This window comes from Endozoicomonas sp. 2B-B, assembly GCF_053470045.1.
Genome location: NZ_JBLZMU010000001.1, coordinates 4,383,178 through 4,400,830 on the forward strand (window position 1 = coordinate 4,383,178; position 17,653 = coordinate 4,400,830).

Genomic DNA, 17,653 nt, shown 5'->3' on the forward strand with positions numbered 1-17,653 from the left:
CTGACCGAGAATGGCGTAACTAGATCCCCAGAGGCTCTCTAAAATTTCAGGATGAGCAAAAAACATCCAATTTTTGGTGTAATTTTGCTCATTTTTGCAAATTTAGGCCTTTTCACAGCCTTTATGCCGCTTTTTTAACCCCTTTTAAATTCTCAAGACGGATTGATCCCGTTGAAGCGGCCTTCACAAATTTTTTGAAATTGTGTGCCGTGCATACCAGTGAGAACTCTGCTTCTACCTTCTCTTTACCACGAAGGCTAAAACTCCTGAACCCTGAGTTTTTTATATGACCAAACGGTGGCTCTGCAATGACCTTACGACGCTCATAGATTGCTTTCGCACTGGCTGTCTCCATTTTCTTGTTCATACGTTGCCGCGCGGGCTCAAACTTGTCTGTGCGGATGACCCTGCCAGCATCCTTTTTTGAGCCACTGCATTGTGAACGGTAAACACACTTCCTGCATGCGTCCTTGTTCGCCCGGTAACTCTGCCTCTTGGCCTTGCTGTCTGGGTTAGTTATCAGCTTCTCCCCAGCCGGACAGATAAACACATCCATTTCTGCATCGTAGTCAAAATCTGCTTTGACAAACTTACGCTCAGAGTCCTTAAGCTGGGTATCTGCTGGCTTCTCTTTTCTGTCGGTGGCTATGTAGCCATCTATTTCATGCTTATCCAGCACATGCAGGTTTGGCCCTGAGAAATAACCATTATCCATGCTCACCTTATCCACAACAGCACCATCGGTTGTCTCAGACAGTGCTTCCAAAGCAGGCTCTGCCTCCTGAACATCATTGGCTTGCTGGCTGATGTGCTGGCCGACGATGATCTGATTATCAGCATCTACGGTGATTTGAGCATTGTAGCTGTACTCACAGTAACTTTTCTTGCTCATGATCCGGGCATCATGGTCTGCAAAGCTTATCTGCCTTTTGTCGTCAATAGGCTCATCAGGGTTCAGGGCTTTTTCGCGTTCTTCAAGGGCTTCTTTGGCCGCTTTGATTTTTTTCAGACGCTCCTCTTTAAACTGGAGGTCTTCAGGAATGCTGTAGCCGTTGCTTGCTTTGTAGGCGTCGTCTTCTTCCTGGTCGCACTGACTGGCTTTTTTGATCAGCTCATCCACTTCTGCACTGAGTTCTGCCTCTTTAGCCTTGAGCCTTCCGTAGGTCATGGCCTTGTGCTTTGAGCTGTTGGCTTTGAACTTGGAGCCATCCAGGCTGATATGGCCCAGTGATGCCATTTTGAGCTCCATGGCCAGTTTGACGGACTGTTTGAAGCAGTCATGAAAAAACGACAGATTTTCCTTACGAAAATCTCCCAGAACCCTGAAATTTGGGCAGTTCATTTGTGAGATATACATGAACGCCAGATCTTGTCGACACCGTCGCTCAATCTGACGGGAGCTGAAAACACCATGGCTATAGGCGTAGATCAGAATAGCGACAATGAGCTTTGGAGGGTAAGCGTGCTGACCAAGGTGGTGATATTTTTTTTCAACCTCAGACGTATCGATGTTCTGAAAAATGCTTTCATAAACGAAACAATCATGGTCTTTGGGAAGCAGGTCGAAAATGTTGGTTGGGAACAGCAGATGCTGGTCAAACTCAACAGGGCTGTCCTTGAATTTTGGTGGTGGTGACATCTGGCATCATCGGAGTTGGTTTAAGGCTTATCATAACAGATAAGCCTATTCTCGGTCAGGCTCCTAGATGGCAGCCATTGGGGCTGAAGCTGGCCGAGTTGACACCATCACCATGGGTAATGACGAATTCTTCTACCCATAATTCATCATCCTTCTGGCCATAGATTTTCGCCGTATGATCCATACTGGCAGTTATACATAGCTGCCATCAGGGCTGAAGCTGGCTGAGTTGACAACATCATCATGAACAATGATGGCTTCTTGCGCCCATGATTGGTCGGCCTTCACACCGTGGATTTTCGCCGTTCCATCGTCACTGGCGGTGATCATATGGCGGCCATCAGGGCCAAGGCTGGCTGAGTTGATCCAGGATTTGTGAGCAACACTGGATACTGTCACTGGAAGCATTGTTTTTCCTAAAACATTGACAGCCTCTGATACACTTGTTTCCTGGCTGTTATACCTGCAAAGCTGGATATAATGAAATTTCTCCAAAGTCACCAACTACTATCGATTGTCAAAAGAATCAACATTTCACCATGTGACTTAGAACCTGCATAGTAATAAAAGTTCAAATTTTCTTAACTGCAATTAACATTTTTTTAACTCATTCACACATTCCACAGGCTACTGCAAAAGTAAAACATCGGAAAAGTCAGTCTGCCATCAGAACTTGGCCCTGGTAGCCGAGTGCTCCATTTTCGGGGAAAATCCATATATTTGAGTGACTAAGGGCTGAATAATCTTTATTGGCCTGCCGGGCAACGCTTCATTAGTGGCCGGAGCTCGTCGAACCCGTATCGATACTGAACAAGGTCAGCCATCCCCTGGACAGTGGCGGGTACACGACCGAAGACTATCTTTTGCAACCGCTGGAGGGCGGGTGGTTGTGCGGATGAACGGTTCGGTGTTTTTCGGTAAGCTAGCGCCTGGTTATAATGCAATAGGTTAACCATGAGCACACCGTCAACGCCCCTTAAAAAAACGGCCAACTATTATTATGGGCTGGGTATTTTTGTTGCTTTTTTCCTGGCCGTGATACAGATTGTTTCGGCACTCAGTGAAGACACGTGCAGGCCATCTGTTTCAGAATACCCCAACGCGCAACTCAATTTCATGGCGCTGGTCAAGAATTACCGGAACCTGTATGTCCGTGTGAGTTCTATCCCTGGGTTATGTGGCACTCTCGGAAACACACTACAGCAAAATTGAACTATCAAGGTTTAGGAATGTCCAATTTCTGTATTTAAAAAGGAGTCTTCCTATGATTCATGGAATGATAGATTCAGCAAGCGTTCAGAATAAGCCTAAGATTAGTATTTCTCCTACTTTAAAAGAAGCTTCAGCTTTTATGGGCTTCAAGGTTAAAGTGATATGTAATTGCTCAGACCTCCCATATTTACCAATGTATTTTTCTTCTCTAAAAGAAATTACTCCCATTGACCCAATAGAAGAGATGAAAGAAGAATTTGAAAAACTTTCTAACACAAGGCTTTCTGATAGGGCATGCAATTTGGTCATTATTGAGTTATTAGATTCTCAAACTTCTAATCTTATAGCTTTTATATCTATGCAAGATAACAAAAAATCTTTGTTTGTGAAAATGCTGGCTACTCAGGATGAATATAAAGGTCGTGGAGCTGGTCAATTTCTTATGCGCTGCGCCATTGATGTTGCAATTAAAAGAAATATTACAACTGTTAAACTTAACCCTGAGGGCAGTGCGAGACAGTTTTATATCAAAAAAATTGGAATGATTGAAACTAATAATTCTGAATTAGAGTATTCTCATCCAAGATATAACGATATCAAAACACACTTCAGCCCAGTACTCTCAAAATTCAAGCTTATACAAACCGAGGAAAAAGGCTATTTTCATGTTTCTTCTTTTTAATCCCACAAAAGCCACATAATTCGGTACTTATGAAAAAGTAAGAAAGAGTAACATATGTGTTATGAACTATTTCTAATATTGTCTGCCATAATATTCAGTTCAGGAAGAGGTTACCTAGCATGGATGCTCAATATTTTACTAATACTTTATCAACCAGGCCATATCCCTCAGAAAATTAAAAAAATCTCAAAGCTGACTTCTGTGCAGTTAAAACTAAAAGAGGTAGAGACACCCACTTGTTTCAACTCAAGAGTTATTAATGTTTTAGAAGATTGCAATATTTAATATCAACTCCGCCATAGCTAGCTACTGATTGAGCCCTAAACTGATGAAGACCATTCATTCACTGAATTTAAAATCATATCTGATAGAGAAATTAAAAAAAATCAATATTCACTGTTTACTGTCCTTCAAATATTCAGAAAGCAATAGAATGCCCCCACTCTCCTTCGACCGTGCATCCTGAGCGGAGTCGAAGGGCACTCAGGGTGAACGGAGTTTGGTGAGCGAAACGAAAGAACCGGGAGTATTTGTGATGCAGCATTGCCCCTGTTTGATCTGATCAATGAACAGACTGATAACCTTATCGTTTATATCGGTGATAAAAATAGCAGGCTGCTCCGATGACTGAAGCCGTTCCAACAAAAGCGACACTTCCAACTACAGCAGGAATAATGATTTTGTTATTATCAGAGGGAAAATTAATAGATTTGCCCATACACCCTTCCGGAAAGTCGTAAAACTGCGGTTTATAAGGCATATTCCAGCTGGCGACACAAGCACTCTTTCCACAGTTAATTATCCCGCAACTTTCAGCACCAGTTTCGCAAACAGAGCTTATTTTGACAGTGCATTTTTCTGGTATATCTAGAAAAATATTTGTGCATTGTCCAGCACCATCGCCTTTTGTACAAAAGTCCCACAATAACCCTTTGTATTTAAAGTGCGGAATGGCACATGATCCGTCATTAGGTAACAATGGCCGAGAATTGCTTGTTACACAGATTTCAAGAAACCCATCATCGTCCCTACCATAAAAACAATAATCGCTGCCTACACCCCAAGATGGGCACAAAAACGAACCGCTGATTCCCCAAGAGCCAACAGCAACAACACAAACTTCTTTATTCTTTGGGTTAGTAAAAGTGCCAACCGCATTACCCTCATGACAAGACGTCCAAGTCAATTTTTCATGTCTAATGTATAAAAAAGATACAGGGCAATTTTTGTCATTGACGTAAGGAATGCATGGATCCGTAGGCAGAAAATAGTCAGATCCAGGAGGATGATCAATTTTACATTTACAATCATCTTCACAATCAGACGGGCAATTCGTATCTATTTCAGATTCATAAACACTTATGTCACATATTGTCTGTGTGCGTGGAACAAAACATGTAGCATCTTGACAAACATTATTAATGGGATACCACGTTAGATCTTTACAATCAAAAAAAACATTAGCAGTGTCTTGAAAACTAAATGAAATGTTAGATGGACATTTTATAACTCCATCTTTGGTAGTATTAACAGATTGGTAAGACTCATCAGCAAGCAATGAGGTGACTGCCTATGAACTAATAATTACAATTCGTAATAAAACACAGAGACAAGGAGTTTTCATAATAAATGCCCTGACCAACTACAAACAAGCAATGAAAAATAAACAGGATTGACTTGCCGAGCTGAGTATAGCCGCATAACCCTTTAAATCAGTGGTTGCCGACAGGCAATCCACTGGATTTTATTGGTAGGTGGCATGGTTATTGACGTGAGATTAAGGCTTTGAGCATTTCCTTTATTTCTACATTGTCTGCTCTTAATGCAGCAATTTCCTTGTCCTGCTGATCGAACCTTTGATGCATTTCACCACGGGTTTGACCAAAGCCGTCAACTACGTCAGTCAGGGTGTTACGGATATGATTAATCTCTGTCGACTGAGGTTCGGGTTTGGGTTTCGCACTCATGGGTTACTCCTTGATAAAATGTCAAAGAAGAACAGCATAGCAGAGACTGGCACAAAGACACCTAACATAGTGCCTACGGGACATCCTCGTCGACTGGTAACATAATGTCTGGTTCATTCTCACCACCGACGGCGGCGTCTGGTTGAGTAGCGCAGCCTCGGAAAGAACTGGAACCATTGTTATGTTGCAGCTTGTGGCACAAAACTGATTTTTACTTTATACCCAATCGCCTTTGCATAATCTTCGATAGTTGACAACTTTGGAGATGTTTTAGAATTTACATTCTCCAAACGTGAAATATTACTTTTTTGCGTATGCAGAATTTCAGCCAGTTCTTCCTGGGTTAAGCCTGCTTCTTTACGAAGGGCAATAAGCTGCTTACGTAATTCATAAGCAAGCTCAAGCTCTTCGTACTCTGCCCTCACTTTTGGATTTTTAAGAGCTTTTTTCTTGAAATCAGAAAATGTTGGTCTTGTCATTTTTTGACCTCCTTCATCCGCTTTTTGGCAAGATCCAGCTCTTTTTTAGGCGTTTTCTGTGTTTTCTTGATGAAGGAGTTGAGGATGACGACCTCTTGCCCCTTGACCTGACAAAACAGAGAACGACCTATGCCTTCTTTGCCTTTTGCTCTGATCTCGAAGAGACCATCGCACATTGGAGCTGTATATGGCTTGCCCAAAGCAGGGCCAAATTCTTCAATCATTTCAGCTAGATGGATGAAGTTAGCCAAGATTCCCTCGGGGAAGCTCAGGGTCTCTTCCCCTACCTTCTTGCTGTAAAACGTATAATGATTGTCATACTGAAGTCTTCTGGGATCAAAAAACGCAAACGGCCATAATGACTCATTTTTTGCAAAACGATATGTGCAAGCCCTCTTTTGACTTCATGCTTGCGAAAATAACCCAGTACGCACCCGTTAAAGATAGACAGACATTTATTGTTGGTAGCATTGTTGAACGGATGAGAGACACTGGCAATTTTTTGATTTTGCTGAAAAATATCTTGCTGAAAAAAGCATTCCTGTTAAACAAACTTTTCCGGGCAATAAAAAAAGACATACCGATTTAATATTTGATAGCAAGGAAGGCGTTATTTACGAGTTGCAACTATTAAACAAAGGGCGTCACCAGTTTCGCATCACTGACCGCAGAAAAGATTCTGCATACTCTTTTAAAAACACCGATTTTGATAAAAAGCTCATTAATACTGAAAGTACTTATTACTACTCTTCTGAAAACAAAAATCATTTTATACCCATAAATCTATACTTTTCTTCCTCATAACCCTTGCGCAGCTTACTGAGGATCGTGAAACCTTATCACTAAACCAAAGCCCTTGGTATCGTCCCGAATTGAACGCAAACGTTGCACCGGCTTGCTTCGGTGGTATGATGCGCACTCCAATTTTACTGCAAGAGAATGGCAACCTGTCGACATCCCTTTGAACACAGTGTCCAAAAGACGGTTCAATAGGTGCAGGTTCCATGTATACAACAGCCATGAGTCAGTTTTTCCAGATCCACCCCGAGACGCCACAGCTTCGTCTGATTCGCCAGGCCGCAGAAATTCTGAGGGCTGGAGGGGTGATTGCCTACCCTACTGACTCAGCCTATGCCCTGGGCTGCCTGATCGGTGACAAGAAAGCGGTTGAGCGCATTCGCCAGATTCGTCGATTGGACGAAAAGCATAACTTCACACTGGTGTGCAGAGATCTCTCTGAACTGGCCACCTACGCTCAGGTCGACAATGTTCAATACCGTCTACTGAAACATCATACACCCGGCCCTTACACTTTCATTCTCAAAGGCACCCGTGAAGTGCCTCGCCGCCTGATGCATCCCAAGAGAAAAACCCTGGGTTTACGAGTACCAGAGTGCAGTATTGTAAGCGCCCTGCTCAATGAACTGGACGCGCCCTTAATGAGCAGTACTCTGCAGTTGCCAGGTGACAATGAACCCATGCTGGACCCATACGACATTCGTGAAACACTTGAAAACCAGCTGGACCTGGTCATTGATGGAGGTTATCGAGGTATGGAACCAACCACCGTGATCAGTTTGCTGGCAGAAACGCCTGAAGTCCTACGGAAAGGTAAAGGCAATCCGGAACCGTTTCTCAACTGAATCCGATCCAATGCACTAATCTGTTGCTAGGAGCCTGACCGAGAATGGCGTAACTAGATCCCCAGAGGCTCTCTAAAATTTCAGGATGAGCAAAAAACATCCAATTTTTGGTGTAATTTTGCTCATTTTTGCAAATTTAGGCCTTTTCACAGCCTTTATGCCGCTTTTTTAACCCCTTTTAAATTCTCAAGACGGATTGATCCCGTTGAAGCGGCCTTCACAAATTTTTTGAAATTGTGTGCCGTGCATACCAGTGAGAACTCTGCTTCTACCTTCTCTTTACCACGAAGGCTAAAACTCCTGAACCCTGAGTTTTTTATATGACCAAACGGTGGCTCTGCAATGACCTTACGACGCTCATAGATTGCTTTCGCACTGGCTGTCTCCATTTTCTTGTTCATACGTTGCCGCGCGGGCTCAAACTTGTCTGTGCGGATGACCCTGCCAGCATCCTTTTTTGAGCCACTGCATTGTGAACGGTAAACACACTTCCTGCATGCGTCCTTGTTCGCCCGGTAACTCTGCCTCTTGGCCTTGCTGTCTGGGTTAGTTATCAGCTTCTCCCCAGCCGGACAGATAAACACATCCATTTCTGCATCGTAGTCAAAATCTGCTTTGACAAACTTACGCTCAGAGTCCTTAAGCTGGGTATCTGCTGGCTTCTCTTTTCTGTCGGTGGCTATGTAGCCATCTATTTCATGCTTATCCAGCACATGCAGGTTTGGCCCTGAGAAATAACCATTATCCATGCTCACCTTATCCACTACAGCACCATCGGTTGTCTCAGACAGTGCTTCCAAAGCAGGCTCTGCCTCCTGAACATCATTGGCTTGCTGGCTGATGTGCTGGCCGACGATGATCTGATTATCAGCATCTACGGTGATTTGAGCATTGTAGCTGTACTCACAGTAACTTTTCTTGCTCATGATCCGGGCATCATGGTCTGCAAAGCTTATCTGCCTTTTGTCGTCAATAGGCTCATCAGGGTTCAGGGCTTTTTCGCGTTCTTCAAGGGCTTCTTTGGCCGCTTTGATTTTTTTCAGACGCTCCTCTTTAAACTGGAGGTCTTCAGGAATGCTGTAGCCGTTGCTTGCTTTGTAGGCGTCGTCTTCTTCCTGGTCGCACTGACTGGCTTTTTTGATCAGCTCATCCACTTCTGCACTGAGTTCTGCCTCTTTAGCCTTGAGCCTTCCGTAGGTCATGGCCTTGTGCTTTGAGCTGTTGGCTTTGAACTTGGAGCCATCCAGGCTGATATGGCCCAGTGATGCCATTTTGAGCTCCATGGCCAGTTTGACGGACTGTTTGAAGCAGTCATGAAAAAACGACAGATTTTCCTTACGAAAATCTCCCAGAACCCTGAAATTTGGGCAGTTCATTTGTGAGATATACATGAACGCCAGATCTTGTCGACACCGTCGCTCAATCTGACGGGAGCTGAAAACACCATGGCTATAGGCGTAGATCAGAATAGCGACAATGAGCTTTGGAGGGTAAGCGTGCTGACCAAGGTGGTGATATTTTTTTTCAACCTCAGACGTATCGATGTTCTGAAAAATGCTTTCATAAACGAAACAATCATGGTCTTTGGGAAGCAGGTCGAAAATGTTGGTTGGGAACAGCAGATGCTGGTCAAACTCAACAGGGCTGTCCTTGAATTTTGGTGGTGGTGACATCTGGCATCATCGGAGTTGGTTTAAGGCTTATCATAACAGATAAGCCTATTCTCGGTCAGGCTCCTAGCAGCCTGTCGGACTTAAGACTGTCCTACTGCGGTTGCAATAAATTGGTCTAAAAACCCCTGTTTCTTCGTCAAATAGCTCGCTATTCTCCTCAGAAACAGAGATTTTTATCCTCAATTTCTTGCAATCCTCGCTACGGACGCTTAAGTCCGACAGGCTGCTAGAGAAATCCGACTTCATGACAGATTTTTTTTACTGTGAAACATTTTTCATCTTCGGGGGCGACAAAAATTTGTTTCAGTCACCATGGCTGATTTATTCACTGCTGGCAAAAACACGCTTTTACCGTCGTGCAAACTGTCGTACCCTGTTCACTCAGGATTCTAACGGGAGAGCCTCTTGAGCGCTGTAGACTCACAGTCGCGTGTTCTATCTGGCATGCGACCTACTGGCCGATTACATCTTGGCCATTATCATGGGGTATTAAAAAACTGGCTTCGGCTGCAACATGAGTATGAATGTTTTTTCTTCGTAGCTGACTGGCACGCGCTGACCACTCACTATGAAGAGCCGGAAAAACTCGAAGATTCAGTCTGGGACATGGTCATTGACTGGCTGGCGACTGGCATCAATCCCGGTTCGGCCACCCTGTTCATACAATCCAGAGTTCCGGAGCATGCAGAACTGAATCTGCTGCTCTCCATGATTACCCCGCTCTCTTGGCTGGAAAGAGTGCCCAGCTACAAGGATCAGCAGGAAAAACTGAAGGAAAGGGATCTCTCTACCTTCGGCTTTCTTGGCTATCCACTCCTGCAAAGCGCCGATATCCTTGCCTACCGTGCAGGTCTGGTTCCTGTCGGTGCTGACCAGGAAGCCCACGTGGAGATTACCCGGGAAATCGCCAGACGCTTTAACCACCTTTATGGTCGGGAGCCCGGCTTTGAGGATAATGCCGAGGCCGCTATCGGCAAAATGGGCAGAAAAACTGCCAACCTCTACCGCAAGCTCCGTCGCGCCTACCTTGAACACGGGGATGACGAAGCTCTTGCCACGGCCAAGGCGCTGCTCAAAGAACAGAGCAATATCACCCTGGGCGACCAGGAAAGACTGTTTGGCTATCTGGAAGGGACAGGTAAGGTTATCTTGCCGGAACCTCAGGCTTTGCTGACTGAACAGCCCCGCATGCCGGGTCTGGATGGTCAGAAAATGTCCAAGTCCTGCGGCAATACCATCGGCCTCAGGGAAGACCAGGACAGCGTAGCGTCAAAACTGAAAAAGATGCCCACAGACCCGGCTCGCATTCGCAGGAATGATCCGGGCGAGCCGGAAAAGTGTCCGGTCTGGCAACTGCATCAGGTCTATTCAGATCAACAACGCAGAGACTGGGTTCAGGAAGGCTGTCGCTCAGCAGGTATCGGCTGCCTTGACTGCAAAAAGCCCCTGATCGAAGCGGTACAGGCTGAACTGGAGCCTATTCGTTCAGAAGCCAGGGAACTGGAAAACAATCCCGATGTCGTAAAAAGTATCATCGCCGAAGGGACCGAAAAGACCCGGGACGAAGCCCAGGACACCCTCAGGGAGGTTCGGGAAGCCATAGGACTGGACTATCGTTGAACACTGTGTTTCAGTGAAGTATCAGCTATTACAAACTACAGGTCAGGTTCTTCGAGTCTGATCGTCATAAAAAGCAGTTTTACCGTTTGTCGGTCAAACTGCTTTTTTTCAGTTAGAGGATTCGAAACAGGGTGAAGCATCAATGACCTCCACGGAAACCGTGGCTGAGCCCGGAGAACAACCCCCTGAAGAGCTGACAACGCCAGCTCAATCGGACTCTGAGCCTGAACTCATTGAACACCAGATACGGGTTATGGGTCAGCCCATGGCCAAGTTGCCTGACGACCTTTACATCCCACCGGATGCCCTGCAAGTTTTTCTGGAAGCCTTTGAGGGGCCTCTTGACCTGCTGCTCTACCTGATCAAGCGTAACAACATGGACATCCTGAACATTCAGGTGGCAGTCATTACAGAGCAATACATGCAGTATGTAGAATTGATGGAATCAGGACAATTTGAGCTGGCAGCTGAATACCTTGTCATGGCCGCGACACTGGCCGAAATCAAATCACGAATGCTGCTGCCCCGGGTCTCTGAGGACGAAGACGAGGAAGAAGATCCTCGTGCCGAGCTGATTCGTCGACTGCAGGAATATGAGCGCTTCAAGAAAGCCGCAGAAGATATTGATCAAATGCCAAGAATGACCCGGGATCTGCACGAAGCCAGTGCGGCCCCACCCGACCTGGAAAAGGAACGCCCCCATCCGACAGTGGATCTCAAAGAGATCATGCTGGCCATGGGAGAAATACTCCGCCGCTCAGAAATGTACGTCAGTCACCAGGTTGAACAGGAAGCCCTGTCCACCCGTGAACGGATGAGTGAAGTTCTCTCCATGCTGACCTCTGAGCGTTTCACTCCCTTTGTTGCCCTGTTCCGGCTTGAGGAAGGCAAACTCGGCGTTGTCGTTACTTTTATGGCGGTGATGGAACTGATCAAGGAATCCCTGATCGAACTCATTCAGAATGAACCTTTTGGCCCCATTCACGTAAAGGCACGGATTGACTGATGGAAGCAGAACAACTGCAACGTATCCTGGAAGGAGCTCTGCTGGCCAGCCAGAAACCCCTGACTGAAGAAAAGCTGGCCGCACTGTTCCCCGAAGACCTTTACTCTGAGGAAGAGCGCCCGGATGACAACCAGATTCGTGGGGCTCTGGTAGCTATCTCTGAAGCCTGTGAAGGACGGGGCTTTGAACTCAAAAAAGTGGCATCGGGATACCGCTTCCAGGTCAGACAGGAATTGTCACCCTGGGTTGGCAGACTCTGGGAAGAAAAACCACAGCGCTACACACGGGCACTGCTGGAAACCCTGGCCCTGATCGCCTACCGGCAGCCCATCACCCGGGGGGAAATCGAAGACATTCGCGGGGTGGCCGTCAGCAGCAACATTATACGAACCCTTCAGGACCGCGAATGGGTTCGGGTGGTAGGTCACCGGGATGTCCCGGGGCGTCCGGCCATGTTTGCCACTACCCGCCAATTTCTGGATTATTTTAATCTGGAAAATCTCAATGAACTGCCCCCCCTGTCCGAGATTCGTAATCTGGAAGAAGCAGCCCGGGAACTGGCAGAAGCTAACGATCAGAGCAGACCAGTGGCAGAGGACGCTGAAGTTCAGGAGGACACTGAGGTGGAAGAGCAATCCTCTGATGAGCTATTTGCCGAACTGGATGAACTGGAAGCTGATCTGCCAGATAACTTTGACGATCTGATCCGTAAAAAGAACATTGATGAACCAAAACCTGAACAACCTTTGGTTGAGCAGGAGGCTGAACAGGAGGCTGAACAGGAGGCTGAACAGGAGGCTGAACAGGACACCCATATATCAGATTCGTCGGTAGGACTTTTCGCTGAAGAGGATCAAGTCGCACACCAGGCGACAAATCCATCCTTTGAAGAAGAGCCTGCTTCCGAAGTAGAAACACCCGTGGAAATATCAAACGAAATAACTAACCCCTGAGCAATGCCTGATGACCCGATGGAACAGCCACGGAAATCCACGCTGTCTTAACCTATCCTGAATCGCTATACTTTGGCCCCTTTGATTGAGAAACAGAGCGGCATAGCCGTAAATACCATGACAACTGAAACCACTCCTCCCCAGGGTGAGAAATTGCAAAAAATCCTGGCGGGCGCCGGCCTGGGCTCGCGCCGTGAGATGGAACGCTGGATCAGCGAAGGTCGAATCTCCGTCAACGGAGAACAGGCCAGCCTCGGCGACCGAGCCTCAGCTGAAGACAAGATTGCTGTCGACGGCCGCCCGGTCAAACTGGAAACCTATGCTTCCGGAATCCGTCGTGTCATCGCCTACAACAAGCCGGAAGGCGAGATTTGCAGCCGCCACGACCCGGAAGGCCGCCCGACCGTTTTTGACAAACTGCCCAGACTTCAGGGCGAACGCTGGATTGCCATTGGCCGTCTGGATATCAATACTTCCGGACTGATGCTGTTCACCACCGATGGTGAGTTGGCCAGTCGCTTGATGCACCCTTCTTACCAGGTTGAACGTGAATACGCTGTTCGAGTGATGGGTAATACAACAGAGCAGAAAGTTAAAAACCTCTTCGATGGCGTCGAGCTGGAAGATGGCCCTGCCCGTTTCACCGATATTGTTGACTCAGGCGGTTCGGGTATCAACCGCTGGTTTCATGTCTGCCTTCTGGAAGGCCGTAACCGTGAAGTGCGCAGACTCTGGGAATCACAGGATTTGACAGTAAGCCGCTTGAAACGAGTTCGTTTTGCCAATGTCATCATTCCTGACCACCTGCGCATGGGTCAATGGGAAGAAGTAGAAAAAACTGACATCGACGAACTGGCGGCAGCCGTTCAGCTATCACCCGCACCCAACACACCAACTCGCAGAGTCGATCCGAGACACACCAAAACCGGCCTGAAAACCAGAGGCACCCGTGGTAAACCTGCTATCAACAAGAAGCGGCCCTCGCCTCACAAAAAGCCTGGTGCTTTCAAAAAGAACAGGCATCGCTGATGTTATCTGAGCTCCAGCCATCGAGTTGGAGCTCTTGGTGATACCCTGAATATGCTTTAATGAGTTTCCATGCTGGCCCTGACCGGGTTCTCACTGGACAGATTAACTGTACTTATATACAGTTAATCTAAACCACACCTGACAGGAGAGGCCCATGTCTATTACCCCCATGTGGCGAGTTGACCGGGACGGAAGCATGTTTACAGATAAAAAAGCCGCTGAAGAATACGATCGCATGTTGGAACTGGCCGGGAATATCACCAGCCTGCTGGAAGATCACTTTGAAATTGATGAGCAACTGGCAGAAGAGATCGGCCTGATGTTCGCCAAAAACAAGGAAGCCTTCGCCAAAGCCTTTAAAGGCAAACCGGACCTGGTGCTCGAGATAGGCCAGACTGCTGAGCAAGACAATGACCCAAATGAGGATCAGACTTCGGCCTGAGCTGGCCTGCCAATATCCGATAACCAAGAGCGGAAAGCCCTGATCCGCTCTGCCACAAACCCTTTTTTATCCCCTCCCATTTAGAACGAATCAGGAATAAAGAGCATGGGTAAAAACAATCATCCATTTCCCTCTGACTCACTTCAGGTTCAGCTTTAAAATAGCTCTTTGTGAAAAAAAGTCTTTCTTTCATTCCTCATAGAGAAACCCTTTTTTTTACCAAAAACAGCGGTTCTAAAGGTCATTTTTCCCATAATCAGACCAAGACACTAGTGAAGCAACCCGCCAAGTAGCACTTGTACTGGTTGCTAATACAGCGAATTCCGCTAATATATCGGCCTTTTTGTCTGGCAAGGTATGTAGTCACGACATGACGAGCTTCGTTCCTGGACAGCGCTGGATCAGTGACACCGAAACTGAACAAGGGCTGGGTACCGTTCTGACTTTCGATAGTCGCATGGTAACCCTATTGTTCCCCACCACCGGTGAAACCCGGCTCTACTCCATTAATAACTGCCCGCTATCAAGGGTACAATTTAATCCTGGTGACAAGATAGAAAGTCACGAGGGCTGGACCATGACGGTGACAGAAGTCATCGAAGAGAATGGTCTGCTACTGTATAGAGGCGTTCTTCCCGACGGAAAGCCCAAAGAGCTTCCCGAATCGGAACTGGGCAACTTTATTCATTTCAACAAACCGCAGGACAGAATGCTGGCGGGTCAAATAGACCAAAACAGCAACTTTTCCCTGCGATACAAAACTCTGTTGAACAATTGTCGACTACTAAGCTCTCCTGTGAGAGGGCTGCTCGGTGCCCGTACCAGCCTGATACCTCATCAGCTGCATATAGCGCGTGAAGTGTCTGGACGTCATGCTCCCAGAGTGATGCTGGCTGACGAAGTCGGCATGGGTAAAACCATTGAAGCCGGTCTCATCCTGCATCAGCAACTGATCACTGAACGAGCCAGTCGGGTATTGATTCTGGTACCGGAAACACTTCAGCATCAGTGGCTGGTTGAAATGCTGCGTCGTTTCAATCTGCACTTCGGACTGTTTGATGAAGAGCGTTGCCGTGCGACTGAAGATGAAAACCCGTTCAACACGGGGCAACTGATTCTCTGCAGCCTGGACTTCCTGAGCCAGTCCGAACATCGTTTTCAGCAAGCTCTTGAGGTCGACTGGGATCTATTGATCGTCGACGAAGCTCACCATCTGGTCTGGTCAGAAGAAAACCCCAGCCGTGAATATCAGGTTGTGGAAACATTGTCGTCACAAATTCCCGGCCTGCTGCTGTTGACAGCAACACCTGAACAGATGGGACCCGAAAGTCACTTTGCCCGGCTCCGTCTGCTGGACCCTGATCGTTTCCACGATCTGGTGACCTATCAGGAAGAGGAAAAAAACTATGAGCCTGTGGCCGAAGCGGTTCAAGAGCTGCTGGAAAATAACCACCTGCCGGAAGTCGCCTGTCAGCACCTGACCGGTTTCCTGGGTCACGATTGTCAGCCTCTGATCGACCTGATCAATAATGGCTCTTCTGAACAAAAAGAAACGGCCCGCGAACAGCTACTAAAAACCCTCCTGGACCGCCATGGTACTGGCCGGGTTCTGTTCAGAAATACCCGTGCAGCGGTGGGAGGATTCCCCGGCCGTGTTGTTCAGGGGTACGCCCAGAAGCTGCCCGAGCTTTATCAGATTGCCCAGGAAGAAGAAACCGAAGCCCGTGGTTCGCTCTACCCCGAACTGGCTTACCAATCCCATATCTGTGTTGATGATATGGACCCCTGGTGGAAGGTAGACCCACGCATCGACTGGCTGATTAACCTGCTGAAGCTGCTTAAAAAACAGAAAGTGCTGGTGATCTGTGCCAATGCCAATACCGCTCTGGATCTCGAGGACGCTCTCAGAATTGTGTCTGGTATACCCACGGCAGTGTTCCACGAGAACATGACTATCGTAGAGCGGGATCGAGCGGCTGCATGGTTTGCTGATGAGGAATACGGTGCCCAGGTTCTGGTCTGCTCCGAAATTGGCAGTGAAGGTCGCAATTTCCAGTTTGCCCACCACCTGGTGCTCTTTGATCTGCCTGCTCACCCGGATCTGCTGGAACAGCGTATTGGACGGCTCGATCGCATTGGCCAGACTGAGACCATCAAAATCCATGTTCCCTTTATAGAGGGCACCGGACAGGAATTAATGTTTCACTGGTATGATCAGGGCCTCAATGCCTTCGCCGATACTTGCCCGTCTGGCAGCATGGTCTTTGAAAAGTTGGGTGAAGCATTCACTGAAGCACTGGCGCCTGAAAAGAAAACGACACTGGCAGACATTCAACCATTGATCGAAGAAACCGCAGATCTCAATGCAAAAATGAATAAACACCTTCACAATGGTCGGGATCGCCTGCTGGAAATCAACTCCCGTGGCACCCTCTCCAGTGAAGATCTGATTAACGACATCGAAGCACAGGAAGAACCCAGGCAGCTCAAGCGCTATATGGAAAAGCTGTTTGAAGGATTTGGCGTCGAGTCAGAAGATCATTCCAAACATTGTCTTGTTGTGCGTCCGGGCAGCCATATGGTGACCTCCTTCCCGGGCCTTCCGGCTGACGGTATTACCGTCACCTTTGATCGGGATATGGCCCTTTCCCGGGAAGACATGCACTTCCTCACCTGGGAGCACCCCATGGTTCGTGAAAGCATGGACATGCTTCTCACCAGTGAGATGGGCAATACCTCGGTGGCTCTGTTGAAAAACAAAGCTCTGAAACCGGGCACCATGCTGCTGGAAGCAATCTATGTCGTCGGAGCTTCAGGAGAGAAAAAACTGCAGCTGGATCGATACCTGCCTGCGACACCGATTCGCTGCCTGATCGATCCCGGCATGAACAACCTCTCGGAAAAAGTGGCCTTCGACACCCTGAACGCCCAACTTCAGCCCATCAAAAAAGGTATGGCGAAGAAACTGGTGAAAGCGCAACGGGAGCCAATTCTGACCATGCTGGCCAGAGCAGAGCAAGCGGCGAAGGAACAGGTTAACCCCATTGTGACCGAAGCCTGCAAAAACCTGCTGAGCCATGTTACGGAAGAGATCAAGCGGCTGGCTGCCCTGAAAGCAGTGAACCCGAACGTACGTGATGAAGAGATTGAACACCTCAAACTGCGTGCCGCCCTGGGTCATCAATGTCTTCAGAAAGCGATGCTCAGGCTGGATGGTTTGCGATTGATGATCGCCGGTTAACAACGCATAGGGCACTGGCGCGATTTTTTTCGTGTTCAGTGCCATTGGTTGTTGTGTCTTTTTTGTC

The 17,653-nt window shown here is 47.3% G+C and carries 17 protein-coding genes; 9 read left to right on the forward strand and 8 right to left on the reverse strand.

Annotation, left to right across the window (positions count from 1 at the left end; translation table 11 throughout):
* Positions 1 to 121 precede the first annotated feature (121 nt).
* The 3 genes from ACOMHB_RS17095 to ACOMHB_RS17105 are packed head-to-tail and all read right to left on the reverse strand — an operon-like array spanning position 122 to position 2,047.
* Positions 122 to 1,639 carry an IS1182 family transposase gene (locus ACOMHB_RS17095; protein WP_448216038.1) on the reverse strand — a complete coding sequence of 506 codons (1,518 nt, stop codon included), beginning with the start codon at positions 1,637 to 1,639 and terminating at the stop codon, positions 122 to 124.
* A gap of 55 nt (positions 1,640 to 1,694) precedes the next feature.
* Complete coding sequence (locus ACOMHB_RS17100; protein ID WP_448217525.1) at positions 1,695 to 1,823, reverse strand: hypothetical protein; 129 nt, start codon at positions 1,821 to 1,823, stop codon at positions 1,695 to 1,697.
* An 8-nt stretch (positions 1,824 to 1,831) separates the two neighbouring features.
* The gene (locus ACOMHB_RS17105) at positions 1,832 to 2,047 is read right to left on the reverse strand and encodes a hypothetical protein (RefSeq protein ID WP_448217526.1); all 216 of its coding nucleotides are present in this window, start codon (positions 2,045 to 2,047) and stop codon (positions 1,832 to 1,834) included.
* A 546-nt stretch (positions 2,048 to 2,593) separates the two neighbouring features.
* On the opposite strand from ACOMHB_RS17105, the gene ACOMHB_RS17110 reads away from it, so the two are divergent.
* Together ACOMHB_RS17110 and ACOMHB_RS17115 are read left to right on the forward strand one after the other, a co-directional pair.
* Positions 2,594 to 2,851, forward strand: a complete 258-nt coding sequence (locus ACOMHB_RS17110; protein ID WP_448217527.1) for a hypothetical protein — start codon at positions 2,594 to 2,596, stop codon at positions 2,849 to 2,851.
* A gap of 52 nt (positions 2,852 to 2,903) precedes the next feature.
* Positions 2,904 to 3,533: a GNAT family N-acetyltransferase gene (locus tag ACOMHB_RS17115; protein WP_448217528.1), complete on the forward strand. Its 630-nt coding sequence runs from the start codon at positions 2,904 to 2,906 to the stop codon at positions 3,531 to 3,533.
* Positions 3,534 to 4,116: 583 nt separating this feature from the next.
* Here the strand turns inward: ACOMHB_RS17115 and ACOMHB_RS17120 are convergent.
* The 4 genes from ACOMHB_RS17120 to ACOMHB_RS17135 form a co-directional block, all read right to left on the reverse strand.
* Positions 4,117 to 5,091, reverse strand: a complete 975-nt coding sequence (locus ACOMHB_RS17120) for a hypothetical protein (RefSeq protein WP_448217529.1) — start codon at positions 5,089 to 5,091, stop codon at positions 4,117 to 4,119.
* A gap of 205 nt (positions 5,092 to 5,296) precedes the next feature.
* Positions 5,297 to 5,500 carry a hypothetical protein gene (locus tag ACOMHB_RS17125; protein WP_448217530.1) on the reverse strand — a complete coding sequence of 68 codons (204 nt, stop codon included), beginning with the start codon at positions 5,498 to 5,500 and terminating at the stop codon, positions 5,297 to 5,299.
* Positions 5,501 to 5,679: 179 nt separating this feature from the next.
* Positions 5,680 to 5,979 carry a helix-turn-helix domain-containing protein gene (locus ACOMHB_RS17130; RefSeq protein ID WP_448217531.1) on the reverse strand — a complete coding sequence of 100 codons (300 nt, stop codon included), beginning with the start codon at positions 5,977 to 5,979 and terminating at the stop codon, positions 5,680 to 5,682.
* Positions 5,976 to 6,251 carry a type II toxin-antitoxin system RelE/ParE family toxin gene (locus ACOMHB_RS17135; RefSeq protein WP_448218649.1) on the reverse strand — a complete coding sequence of 92 codons (276 nt, stop codon included), beginning with the start codon at positions 6,249 to 6,251 and terminating at the stop codon, positions 5,976 to 5,978. Before ACOMHB_RS17135 ends, ACOMHB_RS17130 begins: the two co-directional genes overlap by 4 nt.
* A 747-nt stretch (positions 6,252 to 6,998) precedes the next feature.
* Between ACOMHB_RS17135 and ACOMHB_RS17140 the strand changes: the two genes are divergently transcribed.
* Entirely contained in the window at positions 6,999 to 7,622 is a 624-nt protein-coding gene (locus tag ACOMHB_RS17140) for an L-threonylcarbamoyladenylate synthase (protein ID WP_422137123.1), read from the forward strand.
* Positions 7,623 to 7,777: 155 nt separating this feature from the next.
* Here ACOMHB_RS17140 and ACOMHB_RS17145 read toward each other — a convergent pair whose 3' ends face one another.
* The gene (locus tag ACOMHB_RS17145) at positions 7,778 to 9,295 is read right to left on the reverse strand and encodes an IS1182 family transposase (protein WP_448216038.1); all 1,518 of its coding nucleotides are present in this window, start codon (positions 9,293 to 9,295) and stop codon (positions 7,778 to 7,780) included.
* A gap of 405 nt (positions 9,296 to 9,700) precedes the next feature.
* Between ACOMHB_RS17145 and ACOMHB_RS17150 the strand changes: the two genes are divergently transcribed.
* The 6 genes from ACOMHB_RS17150 (at position 9,701) to rapA (ending at position 17,586) form a co-directional block, all read left to right on the forward strand.
* Positions 9,701 to 10,915: a tryptophan--tRNA ligase gene (locus tag ACOMHB_RS17150; protein ID WP_448217532.1), complete on the forward strand. Its 1,215-nt coding sequence runs from the start codon at positions 9,701 to 9,703 to the stop codon at positions 10,913 to 10,915.
* Positions 10,916 to 11,057: 142 nt separating this feature from the next.
* Positions 11,058 to 11,921: a segregation and condensation protein A gene (locus ACOMHB_RS17155; protein WP_422134331.1), complete on the forward strand. Its 864-nt coding sequence runs from the start codon at positions 11,058 to 11,060 to the stop codon at positions 11,919 to 11,921.
* Positions 11,921 to 12,874, forward strand: a complete 954-nt coding sequence (gene scpB / locus ACOMHB_RS17160; RefSeq protein ID WP_448217533.1) for an SMC-Scp complex subunit ScpB — start codon at positions 11,921 to 11,923, stop codon at positions 12,872 to 12,874. Before ACOMHB_RS17155 ends, scpB begins: the two co-directional genes overlap by 1 nt.
* A 117-nt stretch (positions 12,875 to 12,991) precedes the next feature.
* Positions 12,992 to 13,903, forward strand: a complete 912-nt coding sequence (rluB, locus tag ACOMHB_RS17165) for a 23S rRNA pseudouridine(2605) synthase RluB (RefSeq protein WP_422138369.1) — start codon at positions 12,992 to 12,994, stop codon at positions 13,901 to 13,903.
* Positions 13,904 to 14,057: 154 nt separating this feature from the next.
* Entirely contained in the window at positions 14,058 to 14,345 is a 288-nt protein-coding gene (locus tag ACOMHB_RS17170; RefSeq protein WP_422134334.1) for a YebG family protein, read from the forward strand.
* Positions 14,346 to 14,715: 370 nt separating this feature from the next.
* The gene (gene rapA / locus ACOMHB_RS17175; protein ID WP_448217534.1) at positions 14,716 to 17,586 is read left to right on the forward strand and encodes an RNA polymerase-associated protein RapA; all 2,871 of its coding nucleotides are present in this window, start codon (positions 14,716 to 14,718) and stop codon (positions 17,584 to 17,586) included.
* Positions 17,587 to 17,653 lie beyond the last annotated feature (67 nt).

Excerpts from the sequence above, each read along its gene's own strand:
- ACOMHB_RS17145 (WP_448216038.1), bottom strand. The coding sequence starts at position 9,295 with ATGTCACCACCACCAAAATTCAAGGACAGCCCTGTTGAGTTTGACCAG.
- ACOMHB_RS17095 (WP_448216038.1), bottom strand. The coding sequence starts at position 1,639 with ATGTCACCACCACCAAAATTCAAGGACAGCCCTGTTGAGTTTGACCAG.
- ACOMHB_RS17125 (WP_448217530.1), bottom strand. The coding sequence starts at position 5,500 with ATGAGTGCGAAACCCAAACCCGAACCTCAGTCGACAGAGATTAATCAT.
- ACOMHB_RS17140 (WP_422137123.1), top strand. The coding sequence starts at position 6,999 with ATGAGTCAGTTTTTCCAGATCCACCCCGAGACGCCACAGCTTCGTCTG.
- ACOMHB_RS17130 (WP_448217531.1), bottom strand. The coding sequence starts at position 5,979 with ATGACAAGACCAACATTTTCTGATTTCAAGAAAAAAGCTCTTAAAAAT.
- ACOMHB_RS17170 (WP_422134334.1), top strand. The coding sequence starts at position 14,058 with ATGTCTATTACCCCCATGTGGCGAGTTGACCGGGACGGAAGCATGTTT.
- ACOMHB_RS17155 (WP_422134331.1), top strand. The coding sequence starts at position 11,058 with ATGACCTCCACGGAAACCGTGGCTGAGCCCGGAGAACAACCCCCTGAA.
- scpB (WP_448217533.1), top strand. The coding sequence starts at position 11,921 with ATGGAAGCAGAACAACTGCAACGTATCCTGGAAGGAGCTCTGCTGGCC.
- rapA (WP_448217534.1), top strand. The coding sequence starts at position 14,716 with ATGACGAGCTTCGTTCCTGGACAGCGCTGGATCAGTGACACCGAAACT.
- ACOMHB_RS17105 (WP_448217526.1), bottom strand. The coding sequence starts at position 2,047 with ATGCTTCCAGTGACAGTATCCAGTGTTGCTCACAAATCCTGGATCAAC.
- ACOMHB_RS17115 (WP_448217528.1), top strand. The coding sequence starts at position 2,904 with ATGATTCATGGAATGATAGATTCAGCAAGCGTTCAGAATAAGCCTAAG.
- rluB (WP_422138369.1), top strand. The coding sequence starts at position 12,992 with ATGACAACTGAAACCACTCCTCCCCAGGGTGAGAAATTGCAAAAAATC.
- ACOMHB_RS17100 (WP_448217525.1), bottom strand. The coding sequence starts at position 1,823 with ATGGATCATACGGCGAAAATCTATGGCCAGAAGGATGATGAATTATGG.
- ACOMHB_RS17110 (WP_448217527.1), top strand. The coding sequence starts at position 2,594 with ATGAGCACACCGTCAACGCCCCTTAAAAAAACGGCCAACTATTATTAT.